This window comes from Pseudomonas sp. HPB0071, assembly GCF_000478505.2.
GTDB lineage: Bacteria > Pseudomonadota > Gammaproteobacteria > Pseudomonadales > Pseudomonadaceae > Chryseomonas > Chryseomonas luteola.
On record NZ_KI517367.1, the window covers coordinates 1,562,696 to 1,582,171 of the forward strand.

Genomic DNA, 19,476 nt, shown 5'->3' on the forward strand with positions numbered 1-19,476 from the left:
CCGGCTGAACGCGCATACCCGAGTCTGTGTGCGTTACCGATCAGCCAATAAAAAGGGGCTGCGCCTAACGACGCAGCCCCTCTATCTGCTTTAGCCCGACTAATCAATAACCCAGAGCGAAATCCTCTTCCGCCACATCCATCAGGCTGCCAGCCCCTGCCAGCATCGCTTCGACATGCATGCGGGTACGTGGCAGCAGACGCTGATAATAGAAACGCGCGGTCTGCAGCTTGGCCTTGTAGAACGCAGCCTCATCGGTTCCGGCAGCAAGCTTCTCGCTGGCTACACGCGCCATATCGGCCCAGAAATAGGCTAGGCAGGCATAGCCAGAGTACATCAGATAGTCCACTGCGGCAGCGCCTACTTCCTCACGGTCCTTCATGGCAGCCATGCCGACCTTCAGTGTGATTTCGCCCCATTCCTTGTTCAGCTTGGCCAGTGGCTCGATGAACTCCTTGAGATCAGCATTGCCTTCCTGCGCTTGGCAGAACTTGTGAACGATCTTGGTAAAGCCCTTGAGCGACTCACCCTGAGTCATCAGTACCTTACGGCCTAACAGGTCAATGGCCTGAATACCGGTAGTACCTTCGTACATCATGGCAATACGGCTATCACGCAGGTTCTGCTCCATGCCCCATTCGGAAATGTAGCCGTGACCGCCATAGATCTGCATGCCATGGCTAGCGGCTTCGAAGCCCACCTCAGTCATGAAGGCCTTGGCAATCGGCGTGATGAAGGCCAGCAGCGCATCGGCTTTCTTTCGCTCTTCCTCATCCTGGCTGTAACGGGTCACATCTACCAGCTTGGCAGCAAAGTAGATCATGGCACGGTTGCCCTCGGCGAACGCCTTCATGGTCAGCAGCATGCGGCGGACGTCCGGGTGGACAATGATCGGGTCAGCAGCCTTCTCGGGCGCTTTTGGACCAGTCAGGGAACGCATTTGCAAGCGTTCACGGGCATAACGGATACCACCCTGGAAGGCGATCTCCGCATGGGCCAGACCTTGCAAGGCCGTCCCTACGCGCGCCGTGTTCATAAAGGTGAACATGCAGTTCAGGCCTTTATTTGGCGGGCCGATTAGAAAGCCTTTGGCACTATCAAAGTTCATCACGCAAGTGGCGTTACCGTGGATACCCATCTTGTGCTCGATGGAGCCACAGGTCACACCGTTACGCTCGCCTATGCCCCCTTCGGCATTGGGCAGGAACTTGGGTACGATGAACAGCGAGATACCCTTGGTACCCGCCGGTGCGTCAGGTAGGCGGGCCAACACGATATGCACGATGTTGTCGGTCAGGTCATGTTCACCGGCCGAAATAAAGATCTTGGTTCCGCTGATCGCGTAGCTACCGTCAGCCTGCGGCTCGGCACGGGTACGCAGCATACCCAGATCGGAGCCGCAATGAGGCTCGGTCAGGCACATGGTGCCTGTCCATTCGCCGGAAACCAGTTTGGTCAGGTAGGTGTGCTTCTGCTCGTCGGTACCATGGCTTTCAATGGTGTTCATCGCACCATGGGAAAGGCCTGGATACATGCCCCAGGACCAGTTGGCCTGGCCAATCATTTCCGACAAGGCAATACCCAGTGACTCAGGCAGACCTTGGCCGCCATGAGCAGGATCATGCGGCAGACTCGGCCAGCCACCTTCTACGAATTGCTGATAGGCCTGCTTGAAGCCTGTCGGCGTTTTCACGCCCGACTCGCTCCATACGCAGCCTTCCTTGTCACCGACACGGTTCAGCGGCGACAGGACCTGCTCGCAGAACTTGGCGCCTTCCTCAAGAATAGCGGCAACCATATCCGGGGTAGCATCCTGGCAGCCGGGCAAGCTCTGGTAATGCGCGTCATAACCCAGCAGTTCGTCACGGACAAAGCGGATATCACGCAAGGGAGCCTTGTAGTCAGGCATGACTGTTACCTCTGGAATGCATTTTTATGGGAAGGCGCCGCAGGGATCTCCTGACCGGCGTTAAACAGCTGTTTGAAACTTATGTTTTCCTCTGAGGCCTGTCAAGCGTGTCTGACCACAGGCGACACCTGGATACAAAAACGCCGCGAGTGGTTATCCACCCGCGGCGCTTGTATTACACCTTCTCCCCCTGGAGGGAACAGAGGTCAGGCGTAGGTATCGATAAGGCTTCCCAATGTTGCACTGGCTGCCTGGATAACTCGAGAGCCCGCCAGGGCCTCGCGCTTACCCGCTTGCAACTCGACCAGCTGTGCGGCCTTATCTGCCTGATTCTGAGAAGCTCCATCGACGCTGCGAACCTGGTCGACACGTGTCTGCGCATCATTTGGCAGGCTGCTGGCCGCAATGGCTGCACCGGCCTGATCGACACGGGACTGGCCCGCCTGATAGGCCGCCACCCCGTAAGTAAAACTGTTTCCGGAAATATTCATAAGCCGCTCCCTTTAACTGCTTGAGGCGTTTGGCCATTGAAGCAGATTCCGGCATCGAACCCTATGATTAAAACGTCATGCTTGCCGCTTCGCTTAGCGTCAGTTCGAATAACCAGGGGAACGGTATCAGCCGGGCAACGCCTTCTTGTTAATCTTGCGCGCCCGCCTCTGGTTGGCGCCGAGGAAAAGCCTGGACATCCACTGGTGACTGTGTGGGTCACCATAATGCAGCAGGACCGTTGCGCGCAGTGTATTAGGATCACAAGGCTCATTGGCATGTATGCTTCTATATCCCCAGAAGATATAAAGATTGCCAGGAACAAGTTTTATTTTGATGGGCTTGAGCAGATTGTACTTGATCAATAACGCTATGAACTTCTGACTTAATGGATTTTGAATAAGTGCTTTCTCGATAATATTGATGGCCACACTGCTCCTGATACGGCGGGTATTGGGAAACATAATAAAATCGCCACACTGGTCAGTATCATTTGGAATGAAAACAGGCACAAGCGCCGTTAATGCCGTGGCGTCATAATGAAAATAGTTGGACTCTTTAAGACCGGTTTTACCTTGCAGGCAACGCACGGCCGGAAAGATCTCTTCCTCTTCCGGTACCCGCCTGCCCAGACCGGCTTCCTGAACATCCGCCAGCATTTTCCTGAACCTCACCGAGGTGCTCAGCGCCTCGAAAAGACTGCCGGTTACAGACTTTATGCCATGTAGCGCAAAATATTCGGAGTTATGTTTGTGAGTTTCCCGCAGAACATAGTCACGTGCACTTTCAAGTTGTTCCGTCGAAAGAAAGTGTTCAATAACGGCATAGCCTTGCCTCTCGATGTCGAGCGCCAGCCGAGAAACGTCTTGAGCATCAATACGCTTGAAGACAGGCATACAAAATCCTTTTTCCATTCTTGATATTGTTATAAAACTGGAACTACCACCAACGTCTGAACACCATGAGCAACTATCGGTAAGTCGTATAGCAATAAATATTAAAGGCATACAGTCACGCGCCATGCCGCAATCAATCATTAAGAAGTGATTGACAGGCATAGCGAACAAACAGAAAGCACTCATAACCGCGACGAGAACATCTCTTTTAGATAAGGCGGGAAAGAGATCAATCGAGGCAAATGGACTATATGCGAAGCCGGAAAAAGCTGCGCAAAATTAAAGTAATCGCTGAAAAACTTTGTAATAAATAACGTCTATTCTGATATTAAAGTGCCTTATCACGAGCAGTCAGATACCAAAGGGGCATTAACGCGCCAATTGGCTTAAATCCAGATAATCCGCAACGGCCGCCGGCGTGGCTTCAGCCAGATAAGGAACAGTGCCCAGGCAAGGTGCAGGCAGGCGCTCATGAAGCGTGGCGAGGTTATCCTCCAGGCGTGATGTCTGCGGATCGACAATATTGGCAACCCAGCCGGCCAGGTTGAGCCCATCCTGTGCAATGGCTTCAGCAGTCAGCACCGCGTGGTTGATGCAGCCCAACCGTACACCCACCACCAGGATGACGGGAAAACCAATGGCCCTGGCTACATCGGACAGGTTCGCCTCCCCCTCCAGCGGTACGCGCCAGCCACCTGCACCTTCGACCAGCATGAAGTCGGCCTGTTTGGCCCGCATGGCCTGAATGGGCGCGACCAGGGCATCGACTGTCAAGGATGCTCCTACCTCACGGGCCGCCAGATGTGGAGCAATAGCAGGCGCAAAGGCCAGCGGATTGACCTCGGCGTAACTCAACGGCAACGAACACTCGCCCCAGAGCGACAACGCGTCGCTGTTACGCAGCCCCTCGGGCGTCATCTCGCAACCAGAAGCCACAGGTTTGACCGCTGCCGTGGAAAGCCCCGCAAGGCGGGCTACATGCAGCAGGCCGGAAGCAATGGTGGTCTTGCCGATTTCGGTATCGGTGCCGGTAATGAAGTAAGCAGACATAAGATCAGGATTCTTTCTGGAAAATGCCGTAAACCACGCGATAGCAGGCCGGGAGACCTTGGGGCTGGCGGAAGCGCTCATACGCTTGCGCCAGGGCATTCAGGCGGGCGCGTCCGGTCAAGCCAGTAGCGCGGCCAGGGTTCACGTTATGGGCGCCGAGCGCCTTGAGTTCATGGGTCAGGCTGCGGACATCCGGAAAATGCAGAACGCGTGTTTCGACGTCTAGCACCTTCTGCTTGAGTCCACTGGCCGCACAGACCCGCTGATAGTCTTCAAACTGGCGGAAACGGTTAACGTGAACGAAACCATCCACTGCCTGCCAGCTGTCCCGCAACTCCTGCAGTGTACCGGTACACAGGCTGGTGAATGCAAACAGCCCACCGGGCCGCAGGATACGCTGGGCCTCGGATAATACCGCCGAAAGGTCGCCACACCATTGAATGGCAAGGCTGGTAAACAGCAGATCGCACGCCTGGTCCTTGAGCGGCAGCCGTTCGGCATCACCCGCCACAAAGTGCTCGGCCCCGCCGAGTGGACGTGCATGGCGCAGCATGCCTTCCGCCAGGTCAACGGCGGTACCTTGCGCGTCGGGATAACGGGCCGCTAGCGCCCGGGTGAAGTAGCCTGTACCGCAGCCCAGGTCGACCCAGCGCTCTACAGCCTGCTCGGGCATACGCGCCAGAAGCGCTTCGCCGACATCACGTTGCAGGCTGGCAACGCCGTCATAGCTGGCCGCCGCCCGGGAGAACGAAGCCGCCACTTGCCTTTTATCCGGCAAGGAGGCGCCCTCCTGCATGGTTACAGGTAAAGCATCAGCCATCACGGCCCTCATAAATGAAACGTTCAATCGCTGCGGCAATCTCGTCCGGACGCTCCAGCGGCAGGCCATGGCTGGCCGGCTCGAAGACATGAACTTCGATGTCGGGTATCTCATCCATCAAGGCTTGCGCAGCCGATACCGGTACCAGTGCATCGTTTGACGCAAACAGGTGAAGTTGCGGACCGCTATACGCCTGAAGCGCCTCGCGTGTGTCCAGTTGCGCCAGCAGCTCAAGCCCGGCCACTGCAACTTCACCGGACGTCTCCGGCAAGGCCACCTGCAGCAGGCGCGCAAGCGTCTTGCGGTCCCGAGCCCCCTGGCTGACCAGATGGGTAAAGCGTTTGAGCGTCAGCTCCGCATCGAGCGTGCAAGCCTCGTAAAAATCGGTGAAGACACTGCGTGACATTGCGCTTTGCCAACCATGACGGGCAACAAAGCAGGGATTGCTGGCCATAGTGATCAACCCCAGGGTACGGTCGCCCCGCCGCCGGGTAAGCTCACTGGCGATCATGCCACCCAATGACCAGCCACCCAGCCAGACGTTATCCGGCAGCCGGGCGTCAATATCATCGAACCAGCCACTGGCATCGGCCATGTCCGGCAAGGGTTCGATCAGTACATCCAGATATGGTGCTATTTCGAGGAGCTCATCACGCAGCGGCTCCAAGGGGGCCGTGCCCAGACCCCACCCGGGCAGCAGCACTAAAGTGTCACGCATGTTCCGTTCCTTTCAATTCCGACCAAGCTTCGGCAAGTGCGGCGAGCAGACGATCGACGTGCTGCTCGCTGTGTGCGGCAGACAGAGTAACCCGCAACCGGGCACTATTGTTCGGAACCGTAGGGGGACGGATCGCCGTGACGAGAATTCCATGGCGTTTCAGGGCAGCCGAAAAAGCCAATGCCTGCTCGCTACTGCCGACCAGGATCGGTTGGATCGGGGTAAAGCTGTCCATCAGCGAAAGGCCGATAACCTGCGCACCAGAGCGGAATCGCTGGATCAGTGCATTCAAATGCTCGCGCCGCCAGGACTCTGCCTGGAGCAGCTCTAGTGCCTTCAAGGTGGCGCAGGCCACTGCTGGCGGCTGGCTGGTGGTATAAATGTAAGGACGTGCGAACTGGATCAAGGTTTCGATCAGCTCATCGCTGCCTGCTACAAAGGCGCCTGCAGTACCAAAAGCCTTGCCCAGCGTACCGACCAGTACCGGAACCTCATCCATGCCCAGTCCGAAATACTCAGCTACGCCGCCTCCCTGCCTGCCCAACGGGCCAAAGCCGTGGGCGTCATCGACCATCAGCCAGGCGCCCCGGTTACGTGTCACTTCAACCAGGGCCGGCAGGTCGGCCACATTACCGTCCATGCTGAATACACCGTCCGTTACGACCAGCGTATTACCTTCAGCCTTGTCGAGCCGGCTGGCTAGGCTTGCCGCATCGTTATGCAGATAGCGGGAGAAGCGCGCGCCGGACAGCAGTCCTGCATCCAGCAGAGAGGCATGGTTGAGCCGGTCCTCAAGGACCGTATCACCTCGGCCAACCAGGGCTGTCACGGCCGCAAGGTTGGCCATGTAGCCCGTGGAGAACAGCAGTGCCCGAGGGCGCCCGGTAAACTCAGCCAGCGCCTCTTCCAAGGCATGATGGGGGCCGCTATGGCCGATCACCAGATGCGAAGCGCCCCCGCCTACGCCCCAACGCTCGGCACCCTTTTGCAGTGCCGCGATGACGTCCGGATGATTGGCGAGGCCAAGATAGTCGTTGTTGCAGAACGCCAGGAGCGGCTGTCCGTCGACCACTACTTCAGGTCCTTGCGGGCCTTCCAGCAGCGGTCGGTGACGGTACAGCGCTTGCTCGCGGCGCTCGGCGAGGCGTCTGGCCAGGTCGAACGGCATGATCAGGCAGAAGCAGCGTCGTAGAACAGTGCAGAATTCTTCTGCTCGATCAGGGCCTGCTCAATCGCGGCCTGATGCACTTCATCATCGTGCTCTTCGCGCTCTTCCGGCTTGATGCCCAGACGCTTGAACAGAAGCATATCCTTCTCGGCCTGCGGGTTAGTGGTCGTTAGCAGCTTCTCGCCGTAGAAGATGGAGTTCGCACCGGCAAAGAAGGCCAGGGATTGCATCTGCTCGTTCATCTGCTCACGACCAGCAGACAGGCGCACATGGGACTTGGGCATCATGATCCGGGCAACGGCCAAGGTACGGATGAAGTCGAACGGATCGACGTCCTTCTCCTGCTCCAGCGGCGTGCCCTTCACCTTGACCAGCATATTGATCGGGACGGACTCTGGATGCTCTGGCAGGTTGGCTAGTTGAATCAACAGACCGGCACGGTCATCCACGGATTCACCCATGCCCAGAATGCCACCGGAGCAGATCTTCATGCCCGCATCACGCACATAGGACAGCGTTTCCAGACGGTCTGCATAGGTACGCGTCGTGATGATGTTGCCGTAGTATTCCGGCGAGGTGTCCAGGTTGTGGTTGTAGTAGTCCAGCCCAGCTTCAGCCAACGCCTGTGTCTGCTCGCGGTCGAGCTTGCCCAAGGTCATACAGGTTTCCAGGCCCAGGGCCTTTACGCCTTTGACCATCTGCAGCACGTAGGGCATGTCCTTGGCGGACGGATGCTTCCACGCCGCGCCCATGCAGAAGCGGGTCGACCCGATGGCTTTGGCCTCGGCAGCCGCCTTGAGCACCTTCTCCACTTCCATCAGCTTTTCTTTTTCAAGACCCGTGTTGTAGTGGCCGGACTGAGGGCAATATTTACAGTCCTCAGGGCAGGCACCGGTCTTGATGGAAAGCAGCGTCGAGACCTGAACGCGGTTGGGGTCGAAATGCTGACGGTGAACCGTCTGTGCCTGGAACAGCAGGTCATTGAACGGCAGTTCAAACAGGGCGCGGACATCGGCAAGGGTCCAGTCGTGACGCGTAGCGGTAGCGCTCATGGCTCAATCCTTCGGTATAAAAAGACGGCTGCTCAGGCAGCACACGAATAATTGCCGTCAACTTTATTCGATACGAAGGTTTACATCTGATCAAAAAACAATCAATAGCCTTATTTATTTAAGGTTTTTTGATGACTGACCCCTTCAATAAGAGAACCGACGGCAGAGTATGAAACTGTGAGCAGGATCGCTCGCTTGATTGAACCCATCGCTGGTAACGAACCCAACGGCATTTACAGGTTCCAAGCGACAACATGAGGACAAGGAAAGAAACATGCGTACAGAAGGGTTCTTCGACTGGCTTGGCCAAGCCCTTGGTCAGGTCATCCGCTTCATCATCGATCTGTTCAGCACCGTACTCAATGGCATTGGCGATGCCGTCCATGACTTCCTGCAAGGCATGGCTCGCGCCATCGGCATGGATGACTCCTACATCAGCTTCGTGGTACTGATCGTCGGACTGATTCTGCTCTATGCCGCGGTTCGTGCTTTTATGCGCCGCTCCATTATTGGCGGCATCATCTGGTTGGTGTTGGGCCTGATGGTCATGAGCTGGCTCATTCGCTGAGCCTCTTGCACGCCAGGGAGCGCCGTGCCTGATCCCAATTGATCGATACCGGCAAGGATGCCTATGAATCGCCTGACTACCCTGCTTGCTTACCGTCCTGTCTGGCTTAAACCTCACACGAACTGCGGGTTCTGCGGCTCAGGTGTAGAGTCCAGCCTGCCGCTATGCCTTGGCTGCGAGACTGACCTGCCCTGGCTGCTCATGGGGCATTGCCTTCATTGTGCGATTCCGCTGCCTGACGAGGGGCTGATCTGCGGGGCGTGCCTGAAAAGGCCTCCGTCTTTTGATCATGTCGTAGCGCTCTGGCGTTACGGATTTCCCATTGGTAGCGCCATCAATCGGTTCAAGCATCAAAAGCAGTGGCCGCTGGGGCGACTGATGGCGGATCTGCAGGCTCGCCATTTGATGCATGCCTTTGACGAGAGATTGCCTCGGCCTGACCTTCTGCTTCCTGTCCCGATGGCGCAGAAGCGCCAACGCGAGCGTGGCTACAATCAGGCTGCCATGCTGGCGCGCTGGCTAGGAAAGTCTCTCACGCTGTCTGTAGCAGACGATGTCATTCAACGAGTGCTGGAAACCCCGGCGCAACAAGGCCTGGATGCCGCCCAGCGTCACAAGAACCTGCGCAACGCCTTTGCCCTCACCACTGCCAAGGCCGTACGCGGTCGCTCGATAGCGCTCATCGATGACGTCCTGACCACCGGTGCAACTGCCGAGGCCCTTGCCAGCCTGCTCAAGCGTGCAGGCGCCCTGCGTGTCGATGTGTACTGCTTGGCTCGCACGCCCAGGCCTGGCGACTAAACGCTCTTTTCACCTTGCCATGGGAACGGGCCGGCTCGTACACTGATCTATCGTTATATACTTTTTTATACTCCGACCTATGCTCAGTCACCTGACTCATCACATGACCCGCCGTCCCCAGCGGTTTGCGCTGCTGGAGCAGGTCGCCGCCCAGGGCTCCATTACAAAGGCTGCCAAGGCTGCAGGGCTGAGCTACAAGGCCGCCTGGGATGCCATCGATGAACTCAACAACCTTGCCGGCCAACCCCTCGTCGAGCGCAGTGTCGGTGGCAAAGGCGGAGGCGGCGCACGCCTGACCCAAGAAGGCGCACGGTTGCTGGCCTTGTATCACCGCCTTGAAGCACTTCGCGAAAAGGTGATCGAAAGTGCCGAGCATGTCGAGGACATGGAGCGACTGGAGCGGTTGATGCTGCAAACCAGCGCGCGGAATCAGTTGCATGGGGAGGTTGTTGCTGTAGAACCCAAAGGGCACAGCGATCTGATCACGATCCGGCTGCCCGGTGGCCTTCAGGTGCTGGCACAAATCACCCGTGAAAGCACCGAACGATTGGGCCTTGCACCGGGTCGCAGCGTTATCGTGCTGATCAAAGCATCGTGGCTAAGCCTCCATGAACACGCTCCTGTGGATGCGGCCAATGCACTTGAAGGCCGAGTCGACACTGTTACCCCCGCCTCCTCCGGACCTGCCGAAATTCGCCTGAACCTGCCCAATGGGCAAACGCTCTGCGTGCTGCTGCCAGCAGAAGCCGAGCTGTCTCCTGTTCCCGGTCAGACCGTATTCGCCTGCTTTGAACCCGACCAGGTCTTGCTGGGGGCTCCCCTGTGAAGAAGGAATCCTTGATGAACAAACGGCTTTTGACTGCTGCGGCGCTTGCCACGCTCTTTACCAGCGCCACCGCCCAAGCAGCTGACCACCTGCGCATTGCTGTGGCGGCCAATCTGCTGCCTGTCATGCAGACCATCGCCAACGACTACGAAAAGCAGACCGGCGCCAAGGTGGAACTGGCTGGCGGCTCCAGTGGTGCATTTTTTGAGCAGATTCAGCGTGGCGCACCGTTCGACCTGTTCTACTCGGCAGACGCGATCCGCCCGGACAAACTGGCAGACGCCAGCAAGGGCACTGAAAGCCGGACTTATGCGTGTGGTCAGCTGGCGCTCTGGCAAACCAGCGGCAAGCCCGATATTCACAATCTGCCATTCAAGCGTGTAGTGCTGGCGAATCCCGATACGGCACCTTATGGCGCCGCAGCCCTGCAGGCGCTGGACCGCAGCGGTGTACTGGAAACCGTCAAGCCGCGCCTGGCGTATGGACAGGACATTGGACAAACCTACAACTTCGTTAAAACCGGCAATTCACCCGCTGGCTTTGTGGCTCTCAGTCAGGTCAAAGCAGGGAATGTGCCGCCCGCACAATACACGATTGTCGATGCCACGCTGTACGATCCTCTGACGCAAAAGCGCGTTATCCTGGCGAAAGGCGAGCAACTCGACGCCGCCAAGCGCTTCGTGGCGTTCTTCGATAACCAGAAAGAGACGTTGCACCAGGCAGGTTATTCTCTTCCAGGCGAGACGGGCTGTGCTGCTCAGTGAAGGAGACTGGCAGGCCCTGGCGCTGACGCTCAAGCTGGCTGTGCTATCCACGGTCCTGCTTCTGCTGATCGGTCTGCCGCTAGCGGCTTGGCGAGTGCGTAAGCAGACCCGCCTGCGCCAGGTATTGGATGCAGTTATTGCGCTCCCCCTGGTGCTCCCACCCACCGTACTGGGCTTTTATCTGCTGGTCGTGTTTGCGCCAGACTCGATGCTGGGCAGCGCCTGGGAAACAGTGTTCGGTCACCCGCTGCCCTTCAGCTTTGCGGGCCTGGTCATGGGGTCCATGATCTACTCGATCCCCTTCGTGGTGCAGCCGCTTACGGTTGCCTTCCGCGAGCTGAATCCACGCCTGCTCGAGGCCGCAGCAACGTTGGGATGCGGCCGTATCGAGCGCTTCTTTCGCGTTACCCTGCCCTTGCTAAAGCGCGGCCTGCTGGTGGCTGCAAGCCTTGCATTCGCCCATACCCTGGGAGAGTTTGGCGTAGTGCTCATGCTGGGCGGTAGTATTCCGGGGCAGACCCAAGTGGTTTCCATCGCCATCTTCCAGCACGTGGAAGCCCTTCATTATGCCGAGGCCCACCGGCTGGCCGGCTTTCTTCTGGTGCTGTCGTTCCTGATCCTGCTGTTCGTCTACGGCAATGGCGATACACGGTCTTATTCGGCCCTGCGCGTCACCAGCCGCCGCTAATCGCGGCTGGCGGCCGAATCGCTTCTGACACGAAACGTTCCCGAACCGACAGAGCAGCATTTGTTACCAAATGTAACCTGCAACATCGCCGTCACAATGCCTCACTACCTTCGCCACGACCGTCCAAACCAGCCACGAAACCTGTTTCGACGACGCGACGTGAGCCGGCAGCCTGATTATTTCAAAACAAGGTCTGCGGGGTTCGTTGTACTCGCTCTCGCCTGGGGTTTTGCGCCTGCCACATCCTGTGAGGAGCGCCTTGATGAGCCTGCAAAACGAACAACACCTGAATAGTGATCTGCTTGATGACGATACCCCTACTGATCTGGAACGCATCGTCAATCTGAAGCGCCGCAGCTTTATTGGTGCCGGTGCGCTATGTGGCGCGGCCTTCTTCCTGGGCGGCAACCTACTGTCCAACAACGCACTGGCGGGTCAGGTATCCGAAGCGGCTCGCTGGGGCAGCGCTGGACGTCCTTCACGTCCGCTGTTGGGCTTCAAGAACGTGCCCGCCTCAACGGCTGACCAGGTCATTCTGCCGCCCGGCTATGAGTTCCGTACGCTGATCAGCTGGGGCGAGCCGCTGTTTTCCAACGTACCGGACTTCAAGCATGACGGTACGAATACCTCCGAAGACCAGGAGCTGCAGTTCGGGGATAACAACGATGGCATGTGCTTCTTCCCGTTCTACAACAAGTTCGGCCGTATCGATCCTGATCGTGCCCTGATCGCCATTAACAACGAATACACCAACTACGAGTATCTGTTCTCCGATGGCCGTCAGCCATCCTCCCCGGACGATGTACGCAAGGCGCTGGCTGCAGAAGGCGTCTCGGTGATCGAAGTTCGCCGTCGCGCGGGCCGTTGGGTCTTCAAGCGCGATTCCCGCTACAACCGTCGCGTACATGGCAACGTGATGATGGACATCAAGGGTCCGGCTGCCGGCCATGACCTGCTGCGCACCTCCATCGAGCTGAGCGGCAAACGTGCCCGTGGCACCTTCCAGAACTGCTCCAGCGGCCAGACGCCATGGGGCACTTACCTGACGTGTGAAGAAAACTTCAATGGCTGCTTTGGCAGCACCGACAAGAACATCAAGCTCAACGCCGCGCAGAAACGTTACGGTTTGTCGGCCAATAGTGATAACAACTGGTACCCCTATAACGAGCGCTTCGATCTCGCCAAGCATCCGAATGAAGCCAACCACTTTGGCTGGATCGTGGAGATCGACCCGTTCAACCCGGACTCCACACCGGTCAAGCGCACCGCGCTGGGCCGCTTCAAGCATGAAAACGCTGCCGTAACCACGACCCAGGATGGCCGTGTTGTGGTGTACATGGGCGATGACGAGCGTGGCGAGTTCATCTACAAGTTTGTCAGCGACCGTCGTTACAACCCGAACACGCCCCTGGCGAACCGTGACATCCTCGACCACGGTACGCTGTACGTCGCCAAGTTCGACGATGGCGACGGTGATGTGAATCATCCCAAAGGCCGCGGCCAGTGGATCGAGCTGACCTATGGCAAGAACGGGTTGACCAAGGCCAACGGCTTCAACAGCCAGGCCGAAATCCTGATCCATGCTCGTCTGGCAGGCTCACAAGTTGGCGCTACCCGTATGGACCGCCCGGAATGGATCGCGGTGAGCCCCATCAACGGACAGGTCTTCTGCACCCTGACCAACAACAGCAAGCGTGGCAGCGCCGACATGCCGGTCAACGGGCCGAACCCGCGCGCCAATAACATCTACGGCCAGATCCTGCGTTGGGAAGAGCCAAACCCGGCCGCACTGACCTTTGACTGGGACCTGTTCATCGTGGCGGGCAACCCGGTTGTGCATCCGGAAGATCCATACGATGGCTCGGAAAACATCAACGCCGACAACATGTTCAACAGCCCCGACGGCCTGGGCTTTGACGAAGCCGGTCGTTTGTGGATTCAGACCGATGGTGAAGACAGCAACGAAGGTGATTATGCAGGCATGGGTAACAACCAGATGCTGTGCGCCGACCCGAACACCGGTGAGATCCGCCGTTTCCTGGTAGGGCCGACTGGGTGTGAGGTCACAGGCCTGTCCTTTGCGCCGGACTATCGGACGATGTTCGTCGGCTTCCAGCATCCCACCGGCGGCTTCCCGGACTATCTGCCTAACGGGCGTCCTCGCTCCACCGTCATTGCCATTACTCGTAAGGACGGCGGGATCATTGGGGAATAACATCTCCCTGCATAAAACCGGCAGCTAACCCTGCCGGTTTTTTTATGCCTGTTGATTGATGATCACTGGCACATGCATTGACATGATTTCGTCATACAAGCGCGCTAGCGTCGCGCCATCGCATACAAGGAGTCTGTTATGCATCCTGATACCCCTACCGATCTGGAACGCCTGGCCGGCCTGACCCGTCGCCGCTTCATTGGGGCTGGTGCGCTGTGCGGTGCTGCCCTCTTTCTTGGCGGCCAGCTCATTCCGCGGAGCGTACTGGCACAAAGCGTGTCGCAAGCCACCGGCAGTGCCCTGCTGGGCTTTGAGAGCATTCCGATTTCCACAGCCGATACCGTAATCGTCCCGCCGGGTTATAGGGCGTCGGTACTTATCAGCTGGGGTGAACCACTGTTTTCCGATGTACCGGCTTTCAAGCATGACGGCACCGGCACAGCAGAAGCCCAGGAACGCCAGTTTGGCGACAACAACGACGGCATGAGCTTTTTCCCGTTCCCGAACGATCCCGACCGGGCGCTCATGGCCATCAATAACGAATACACCAACTATCGCTACCTGCTGGCCCAGGGCAAGGTGCCTCAATCGGCCGAGGACGTGCACAAGGCCCTGGCAGCTGAGGGGGTCTCGGTTATCGAGGTGCGCCGTATTGACGGACAATGGCATTTTGCACGTGATTCCGAGTTCAACCGTCGTATCCACGGCAATGCGCCGATCCGATTCAGCGGCCCGGCGGCTGGACATGACCTGCTCAAGACCGAAGCCGATTCAAGCGGCACGCATGTACTGGGCACCTTCCAGAACTGTGCGAACGGCAAGACGCCCTGGGGCACTTACCTGACCTGCGAAGAGAATTTTACGGATTGCTTTGGCAGTACTGATGCAACAATCAAATTCGACGCTGCCCAGAAACGCTATGGCGTGACGGTCGAGAGCAAGGGCAACGACTGGCACAAATACAATTCGCGCTTTGACATGGCCAAGAACCCCAACGAGCTGAACCGGCACGGCTGGGTAGTCGAGATCGATCCGTTCGATCCCAAGTCAGAACCCGTCAAGCGCACCGCGCTGGGCCGTTTCAAACATGAGAACGCTGCGCTGGCCCTTACTGCGGACAATCATGTCGTGGTGTACATGGGCGACGACGAACGTGGCGAATTCATCTACAAGTTCATCAGCCGCGATCGCTATGAGGCCGCCAATCCCAAGGCCAACCGCGAGCTGCTGGACCACGGCACGCTGTACGTGGCGAAATTTGGTGACGGTGACGGCAATCCCGATCATCCCAAGGGCCGTGGCCAGTGGATCGAGCTGACCCATGGCAAGAACGGCCTGACCACCGAGAACGGCTTCAACAATCAGGCCGAAGTGCTCATCCATGCCCGCCTGGCCGGAACCCAAGTAGGTGCGACACGCATGGACCGCCCCGAGTGGATTGCCGTCAGTCCCAAGGATGGCCAGGTGTATTGCACGTTGACCAACAACAGCAAACGCGGCAGCGAAGGCCAGCCCGTAGGCGGGCCAAACCCTCGCGCCAACAACATCTATGGTCAGATCCTGCGCTGGAGTGAGCACGGCAATGATGCCGCTGCCATGGCCTTTGACTGGGACCTGTTTGTCATTGCCGGCAATCCTGAGGTGCACAAGGAGACTGCCAACGGCGGCTCGCACAACATCAACGCCCACAATATGTTCAACAGTCCCGACGGCCTCGGGTTTGATGATGCCGGTCGCCTGTGGATCCTGACCGACGGGGATTACAGCAACAAGGGTGATTTCGCTGGCATGGGTAACAACCAGATGCTGTGCGCCGACCCGAATACTGGCGAAATCCGCCGTTTCATGGTGGGACCGATCGGTTGCGAGGTCACCGGCATTACCTTCTCACCGGATCAGCGCAGCCTGTTCGTCAATATCCAGCACCCTGGCGAAGAAGGCGGCTCGACCTTTCCGGAACACCTGCCCGACGGTCGGCCACGTTCCTCCGTCATGGTCATCACTCGTGATGACGGTGGCGTGATCGGCGCCTGATGACAAGGCTCTAATACGCGGGTACGGCCCTTGAGGCAGTATCCGCGTAGCACGACGCTCGCTGTACCAGGGTCTTTTTTCTCTGCACCGTCAGGCGTTCCAGCGCGCGCGGCATTGCACCTTCGTCACGCCCAGGCATCCAACCTGCTAGCATTCCGATTCAGAACCGGCATATGGCCGCTTCCAGATGCGTTGTAGGAGGATATCCATGTCACACCCGTTCGATACACTCAGCCCTGACGTGGTGATCGACGCCGTGGAAAGCCTCGGCTATCTCAGCGATGCGCGTATCTTGGCGCTTAACAGTTACGAAAACCGGGTTTATCAGGTGGGCATCGAAGACGAACAACCCCTGATTGCCAAGTTCTACCGCCCACAGCGTTGGACGGATGCCGCGATTCGCGAGGAGCACACCTTCTCTTTTGAGCTGGTGGAGCATGAAGTACCTGTCGTGGCGCCCTTGTCGCGTGATGGTGAAACCCTGTTCGAGCACGCCGGCTTTCGCTTTGCCTTGTTCCCCCGCCGCGGCGGCCGGGCGCCCGAGCCTGGTAACCTTGAGCAGCTGTACCGCCTGGGTCAGCTCCTGGGTCGCCTGCATGCCATTGGCGCCAGTCGCCCGTTCGAGCACCGCGAGACGCTTGATGTACAGAGCTTTGGCCATGCCTCGCTGGATACGCTGCTGAGCGGCGGTTTCATTCCCAAGAGTTTGCTGCCTGCGTATGAATCCGTGGCACGTGACCTGATCAAGAAACTGGATACGCTCTTCAACTCGGTCAACTACACCACCATCCGCGTCCATGGAGACTGCCATCCCGGCAACCTGCTCTACCGTGACGAGACCTTCCACATGGTGGATCTCGACGACTGCCGCATGGCACCGGCGGTACAGGACCTGTGGATGATGCTGGCCGGTGATCGGCAAGAACGCCTGTCGCAGCTTTCGGAGTTGATGGACGGGTATCAGGAGTTCCATGACTTTGCACCCCGTGAACTGGCGTTGATCGAGGGGCTGCGCTCCCTGCGTCTGTTGCAATACAGCGCCTGGCTGGCCCGCCGCTGGGATGATCCGGCCTTCCCGAAGAGCTTTTCCTTTTTCGGGACCGAGCGCTATTGGGGCGACCAGGTTCTGATGTTGCGCGAGCAACTGTCAGCGCTTGATGAAGAACCGCTGCGGCTGTTTTGATCCCTAAAGACACCAGGGCCGCCACAAACCGGGCGGCCCTGGTGCTCAGGCTCAATGACCGTTACGGGTCAAGCCGATCAGCGTATCGGCTACATCCTTGGTCCGCCGTGAAGTGCTTGCTGTTGCGCTGCTGGAGCCTTCCAGCGCACCCAACAGCTCAGTCAGGGCATTTACATCCTGAGACTGTACTTCGATCTGCTGTGCAACCTGCCGGATTTCCTCAGCCAGCTTGTCGATATCCGTGCCGATTTCGCCAGCGTTCTGCTGAGTCTTTTCCGCCAGCTTGCGTACCTCGTCTGCTACTACAGCAAACCCACGCCCCTGCTCACCCGCACGAGCAGCCTCGATGGCAGCGTTGAGTGCCAGCAGGTTGGTCTGCCCGGCGATCTGCTGAATCATCTGCACGATGGACTGGATCTTCAGACTCGATTGCGCCAAATCATTAGCACTGCGCACCACACTTTCAGCCTGACTGGACAGACTCTTGACGGTGCCACCCGCCTGATCGATCACGCTGCCCTGCTGATTGATGGTTGAGCTAAGATCATCCATCGACACGTGCAGCTCACCGGCATAGTGATTTAACTGCTGAGCAATCTGCTCCTGGCTTTGATCCGCCTGATGCAGCACTGCACCCAAGTCTTCAAGACCACGGAAAACCGGTTTGATGTGATCATCCAGGCCATTGCTGTCGATGTAGCTGGCAAAGTTCTTGCGCTTGAATTCATCGATCTGCTTGACCACAACCTGGCTCAAGCCCGCCAACTTCTTGATCTGCCGACGCAGGAAGAACGCCTTGAATTCGCCGTAATGCGCGGTGAAGTTATCGATGTACTCATCGCGGAACGGCGCGCCTTCCGGGGTACGGAAGAAAAATACCGCCGTCAGCGTCTGGTTCAGGTTAAGCCCCAGAATCTCGCCAAAGGTAGAAAAGCCCACCACAGGAATATCATCAAATGCTTCGTTCATGCGGCTCAGGTCGTTGCCATTGTTCAAGCGACGCAGAATGCAGTCGTTGAGTAGCCCGCCTACCGGTTTGCCGGACTTGCCTTGCAGGAAACGTTGAAGGTCTTTACGGGTGGCCTCAAGAATAGGCGTACGCTTGACCATCACCAGCTCTTCGCCCGGCGCCACGTCACAGAAAAGGTGGATACGCTCCTTGTCATAATCGATCTGGGCAATGGAGCGAACAAACAGCTCCTCACCCACACGGATAGCAAACGAGTAATTGGCCAGACGCTTTTCCAGGTCCTTGGGCTCGCAGTTCAGCGATTCGCACAGGGCGGCCACCATCGAGCGGATATTGCCCTTAGAGTCGATCACCTGACTGATGTAGCGCTCTTCCAGCGACGCGGTGAGCACGCTCAGGCTAACTGATGTCGGCTCGAAGTTCTGGCTTTTGAACACACCGAAGCGGGCATTACGGGCGCATTTCAGAAATACGATCTGTACGTGGTTTTCGTAGCTGCGCTTGCCGTCATGGATCAAGGTTTTAACGAAGTCGGTCTTGCCACCAGCAGAGCCGCCTACGAACAGGCAGGGAAAACGGCCCGACTCGTAAAGAGCTTCCATGAAGAACGATTCGGATGCCGACAGGCCGTCAAACGTGACGTAAGCCAAGGTATCGCGATGGTCGATAGTCGTGTTGACACGCAGCCGCTTGATCGACTCGATCAGCTTGGCGATTCGCTGCTGCATGGACATACGTGGCCCTCGGGCGCGGATGTCCTGGCTTTCCAACGGCACATAAACGGTTTCGGCCGAGGCGATGATGCTGGCATCAAACATCTGCAGAACCACACGATCCCACTGATTGCCAGTGGCGCAATAAAGCTGATTATTCTGGCTGCACAGCTCACCGGACGTTGTACACAAGGTGATGGCAGCCTGCGGAAAACGCTCCGCCACTGCACGAGCTATACGGTCCAGATCAACATGGGGAGATACGAACCCAGCGATGTAGGTCGGCTCAAACCGAAGTGCTCTCAGATCCTGCTGGATCTTCCCAGAAGAGCTGAGCACGCTGAGAACACCTCCAGACTGGGCGCTAGCGGGCTTGAAACGGGAGAATAGATTCATCGTAAGGGCTACCTGATACAACAGTAGTTGGCCAGATGGACAAGCCCAAACCTAGCGCCGAGGGAAACAGTCGTCTGTGTTTGGTTTGCCATCCCTGCAGCAATAAGTATTTAGAAGCTGAACAGGATTTCGACCTGCCCTGGAGTAACTGAAGGCCATTTGTCATAGCAATTACGTATAAGGCCTATGGAGTGTTGCAAGCTTTTTCCTGAACAC

17 protein-coding genes are annotated in these 19,476 nt (G+C 57.7%); 8 read left to right on the forward strand and 9 right to left on the reverse strand.

The window, feature by feature from the left end; all coding sequences use genetic code 11:
* Positions 1-103 precede the first annotated feature (103 nt).
* From HMPREF1487_RS07500 to bioB, 8 genes are all read right to left on the reverse strand, one after another.
* Complete coding sequence (locus HMPREF1487_RS07500) at positions 104-1,909, reverse strand: phenylacyl-CoA dehydrogenase (RefSeq protein WP_010796025.1); 1,806 nt, start codon at positions 1,907-1,909, stop codon at positions 104-106.
* Between the two features lie 206 nt (positions 1,910-2,115).
* A complete protein-coding gene (locus HMPREF1487_RS07505) occupies positions 2,116-2,400 on the reverse strand; it encodes a hypothetical protein (protein ID WP_010796026.1) in 285 nt (94 codons plus the stop codon).
* Positions 2,401-2,526: 126 nt separating this feature from the next.
* Entirely contained in the window at positions 2,527-3,294 is a 768-nt protein-coding gene (locus HMPREF1487_RS07510) for a hypothetical protein (protein WP_010796027.1), read from the reverse strand.
* A 369-nt stretch (positions 3,295-3,663) separates the two neighbouring features.
* Entirely contained in the window at positions 3,664-4,344 is a 681-nt protein-coding gene (gene bioD / locus HMPREF1487_RS07515) for a dethiobiotin synthase (protein ID WP_010796028.1), read from the reverse strand.
* 4 nt (positions 4,345-4,348) lie between these two features.
* Positions 4,349-5,164: a malonyl-ACP O-methyltransferase BioC gene (gene bioC, locus HMPREF1487_RS07520; RefSeq protein ID WP_010796029.1), complete on the reverse strand. Its 816-nt coding sequence runs from the start codon at positions 5,162-5,164 to the stop codon at positions 4,349-4,351.
* Positions 5,157-5,882 carry an alpha/beta fold hydrolase gene (locus tag HMPREF1487_RS07525; RefSeq protein WP_010796030.1) on the reverse strand — a complete coding sequence of 242 codons (726 nt, stop codon included), beginning with the start codon at positions 5,880-5,882 and terminating at the stop codon, positions 5,157-5,159. The genes bioC and HMPREF1487_RS07525 overlap by 8 nt, the downstream gene beginning before the upstream one ends.
* Positions 5,875-7,050 carry an 8-amino-7-oxononanoate synthase gene (bioF, locus tag HMPREF1487_RS07530; RefSeq protein ID WP_010796031.1) on the reverse strand — a complete coding sequence of 392 codons (1,176 nt, stop codon included), beginning with the start codon at positions 7,048-7,050 and terminating at the stop codon, positions 5,875-5,877. Before bioF ends, HMPREF1487_RS07525 begins: the two co-directional genes overlap by 8 nt.
* A 2-nt stretch (positions 7,051-7,052) precedes the next feature.
* Positions 7,053-8,102 carry a biotin synthase BioB gene (gene bioB, locus HMPREF1487_RS07535; protein WP_010796032.1) on the reverse strand — a complete coding sequence of 350 codons (1,050 nt, stop codon included), beginning with the start codon at positions 8,100-8,102 and terminating at the stop codon, positions 7,053-7,055.
* Between the two features lie 274 nt (positions 8,103-8,376).
* Between bioB and HMPREF1487_RS07540 the strand changes: the two genes are divergently transcribed.
* The 8 genes from HMPREF1487_RS07540 (at position 8,377) to HMPREF1487_RS07575 (ending at position 17,181) form a co-directional block, all read left to right on the forward strand.
* Complete coding sequence (locus HMPREF1487_RS07540) at positions 8,377-8,670, forward strand: hypothetical protein (RefSeq protein ID WP_010796033.1); 294 nt, start codon at positions 8,377-8,379, stop codon at positions 8,668-8,670.
* Between the two features lie 63 nt (positions 8,671-8,733).
* Positions 8,734-9,471, forward strand: coding sequence for a ComF family protein (locus tag HMPREF1487_RS07545; RefSeq protein ID WP_010796034.1), 738 nt, complete (start codon positions 8,734-8,736; stop codon positions 9,469-9,471).
* 103 nt (positions 9,472-9,574) lie between these two features.
* The gene (locus tag HMPREF1487_RS07550; RefSeq protein ID WP_083603092.1) at positions 9,575-10,297 is read left to right on the forward strand and encodes a TOBE domain-containing protein; all 723 of its coding nucleotides are present in this window, start codon (positions 9,575-9,577) and stop codon (positions 10,295-10,297) included.
* A 14-nt stretch (positions 10,298-10,311) separates the two neighbouring features.
* Entirely contained in the window at positions 10,312-11,061 is a 750-nt protein-coding gene (gene modA, locus HMPREF1487_RS07555; RefSeq protein ID WP_010796036.1) for a molybdate ABC transporter substrate-binding protein, read from the forward strand.
* On the forward strand, positions 11,048-11,749 hold the full coding sequence (gene modB, locus HMPREF1487_RS07560) for a molybdate ABC transporter permease subunit (RefSeq protein ID WP_010796037.1): 702 nt from the start codon (positions 11,048-11,050) through the stop codon (positions 11,747-11,749). Before modA ends, modB begins: the two co-directional genes overlap by 14 nt.
* Positions 11,750-12,011: 262 nt before the next feature.
* Positions 12,012-13,964: a PhoX family protein gene (locus HMPREF1487_RS07565; protein ID WP_010796038.1), complete on the forward strand. Its 1,953-nt coding sequence runs from the start codon at positions 12,012-12,014 to the stop codon at positions 13,962-13,964.
* A gap of 138 nt (positions 13,965-14,102) precedes the next feature.
* Complete coding sequence (locus HMPREF1487_RS07570) at positions 14,103-15,998, forward strand: PhoX family protein (protein ID WP_010796039.1); 1,896 nt, start codon at positions 14,103-14,105, stop codon at positions 15,996-15,998.
* A gap of 208 nt (positions 15,999-16,206) precedes the next feature.
* Positions 16,207-17,181, forward strand: coding sequence for a serine/threonine protein kinase (locus HMPREF1487_RS07575; RefSeq protein ID WP_010796040.1), 975 nt, complete (start codon positions 16,207-16,209; stop codon positions 17,179-17,181).
* Positions 17,182-17,232: 51 nt separating this feature from the next.
* Here HMPREF1487_RS07575 and HMPREF1487_RS07580 read toward each other — a convergent pair whose 3' ends face one another.
* Complete coding sequence (locus tag HMPREF1487_RS07580) at positions 17,233-19,260, reverse strand: methyl-accepting chemotaxis protein (RefSeq protein WP_010796041.1); 2,028 nt, start codon at positions 19,258-19,260, stop codon at positions 17,233-17,235.
* Positions 19,261-19,476 lie beyond the last annotated feature (216 nt).

Coding starts and splice junctions, on each gene's coding strand:
- HMPREF1487_RS07500 (WP_010796025.1), bottom strand. CDS start 1,909: ATGCCTGACTACAAGGCTCCCTTGCGTGATATCCGCTTTGTCCGTGAC.
- HMPREF1487_RS07505 (WP_010796026.1), bottom strand. CDS start 2,400: ATGAATATTTCCGGAAACAGTTTTACTTACGGGGTGGCGGCCTATCAG.
- HMPREF1487_RS07510 (WP_010796027.1), bottom strand. CDS start 3,294: ATGCCTGTCTTCAAGCGTATTGATGCTCAAGACGTTTCTCGGCTGGCG.
- bioD (WP_010796028.1), bottom strand. CDS start 4,344: ATGTCTGCTTACTTCATTACCGGCACCGATACCGAAATCGGCAAGACC.
- bioC (WP_010796029.1), bottom strand. CDS start 5,164: ATGGCTGATGCTTTACCTGTAACCATGCAGGAGGGCGCCTCCTTGCCG.
- HMPREF1487_RS07525 (WP_010796030.1), bottom strand. CDS start 5,882: ATGCGTGACACTTTAGTGCTGCTGCCCGGGTGGGGTCTGGGCACGGCC.
- bioF (WP_010796031.1), bottom strand. CDS start 7,050: ATGCCGTTCGACCTGGCCAGACGCCTCGCCGAGCGCCGCGAGCAAGCG.
- bioB (WP_010796032.1), bottom strand. CDS start 8,102: ATGAGCGCTACCGCTACGCGTCACGACTGGACCCTTGCCGATGTCCGC.
- HMPREF1487_RS07540 (WP_010796033.1), top strand. CDS start 8,377: ATGCGTACAGAAGGGTTCTTCGACTGGCTTGGCCAAGCCCTTGGTCAG.
- HMPREF1487_RS07545 (WP_010796034.1), top strand. CDS start 8,734: ATGAATCGCCTGACTACCCTGCTTGCTTACCGTCCTGTCTGGCTTAAA.
- HMPREF1487_RS07550 (WP_083603092.1), top strand. CDS start 9,575: ATGACCCGCCGTCCCCAGCGGTTTGCGCTGCTGGAGCAGGTCGCCGCC.
- modA (WP_010796036.1), top strand. CDS start 10,312: ATGAACAAACGGCTTTTGACTGCTGCGGCGCTTGCCACGCTCTTTACC.
- HMPREF1487_RS07565 (WP_010796038.1), top strand. CDS start 12,012: ATGAGCCTGCAAAACGAACAACACCTGAATAGTGATCTGCTTGATGAC.
- HMPREF1487_RS07570 (WP_010796039.1), top strand. CDS start 14,103: ATGCATCCTGATACCCCTACCGATCTGGAACGCCTGGCCGGCCTGACC.
- HMPREF1487_RS07575 (WP_010796040.1), top strand. CDS start 16,207: ATGTCACACCCGTTCGATACACTCAGCCCTGACGTGGTGATCGACGCC.
- HMPREF1487_RS07580 (WP_010796041.1), bottom strand. CDS start 19,260: ATGAATCTATTCTCCCGTTTCAAGCCCGCTAGCGCCCAGTCTGGAGGT.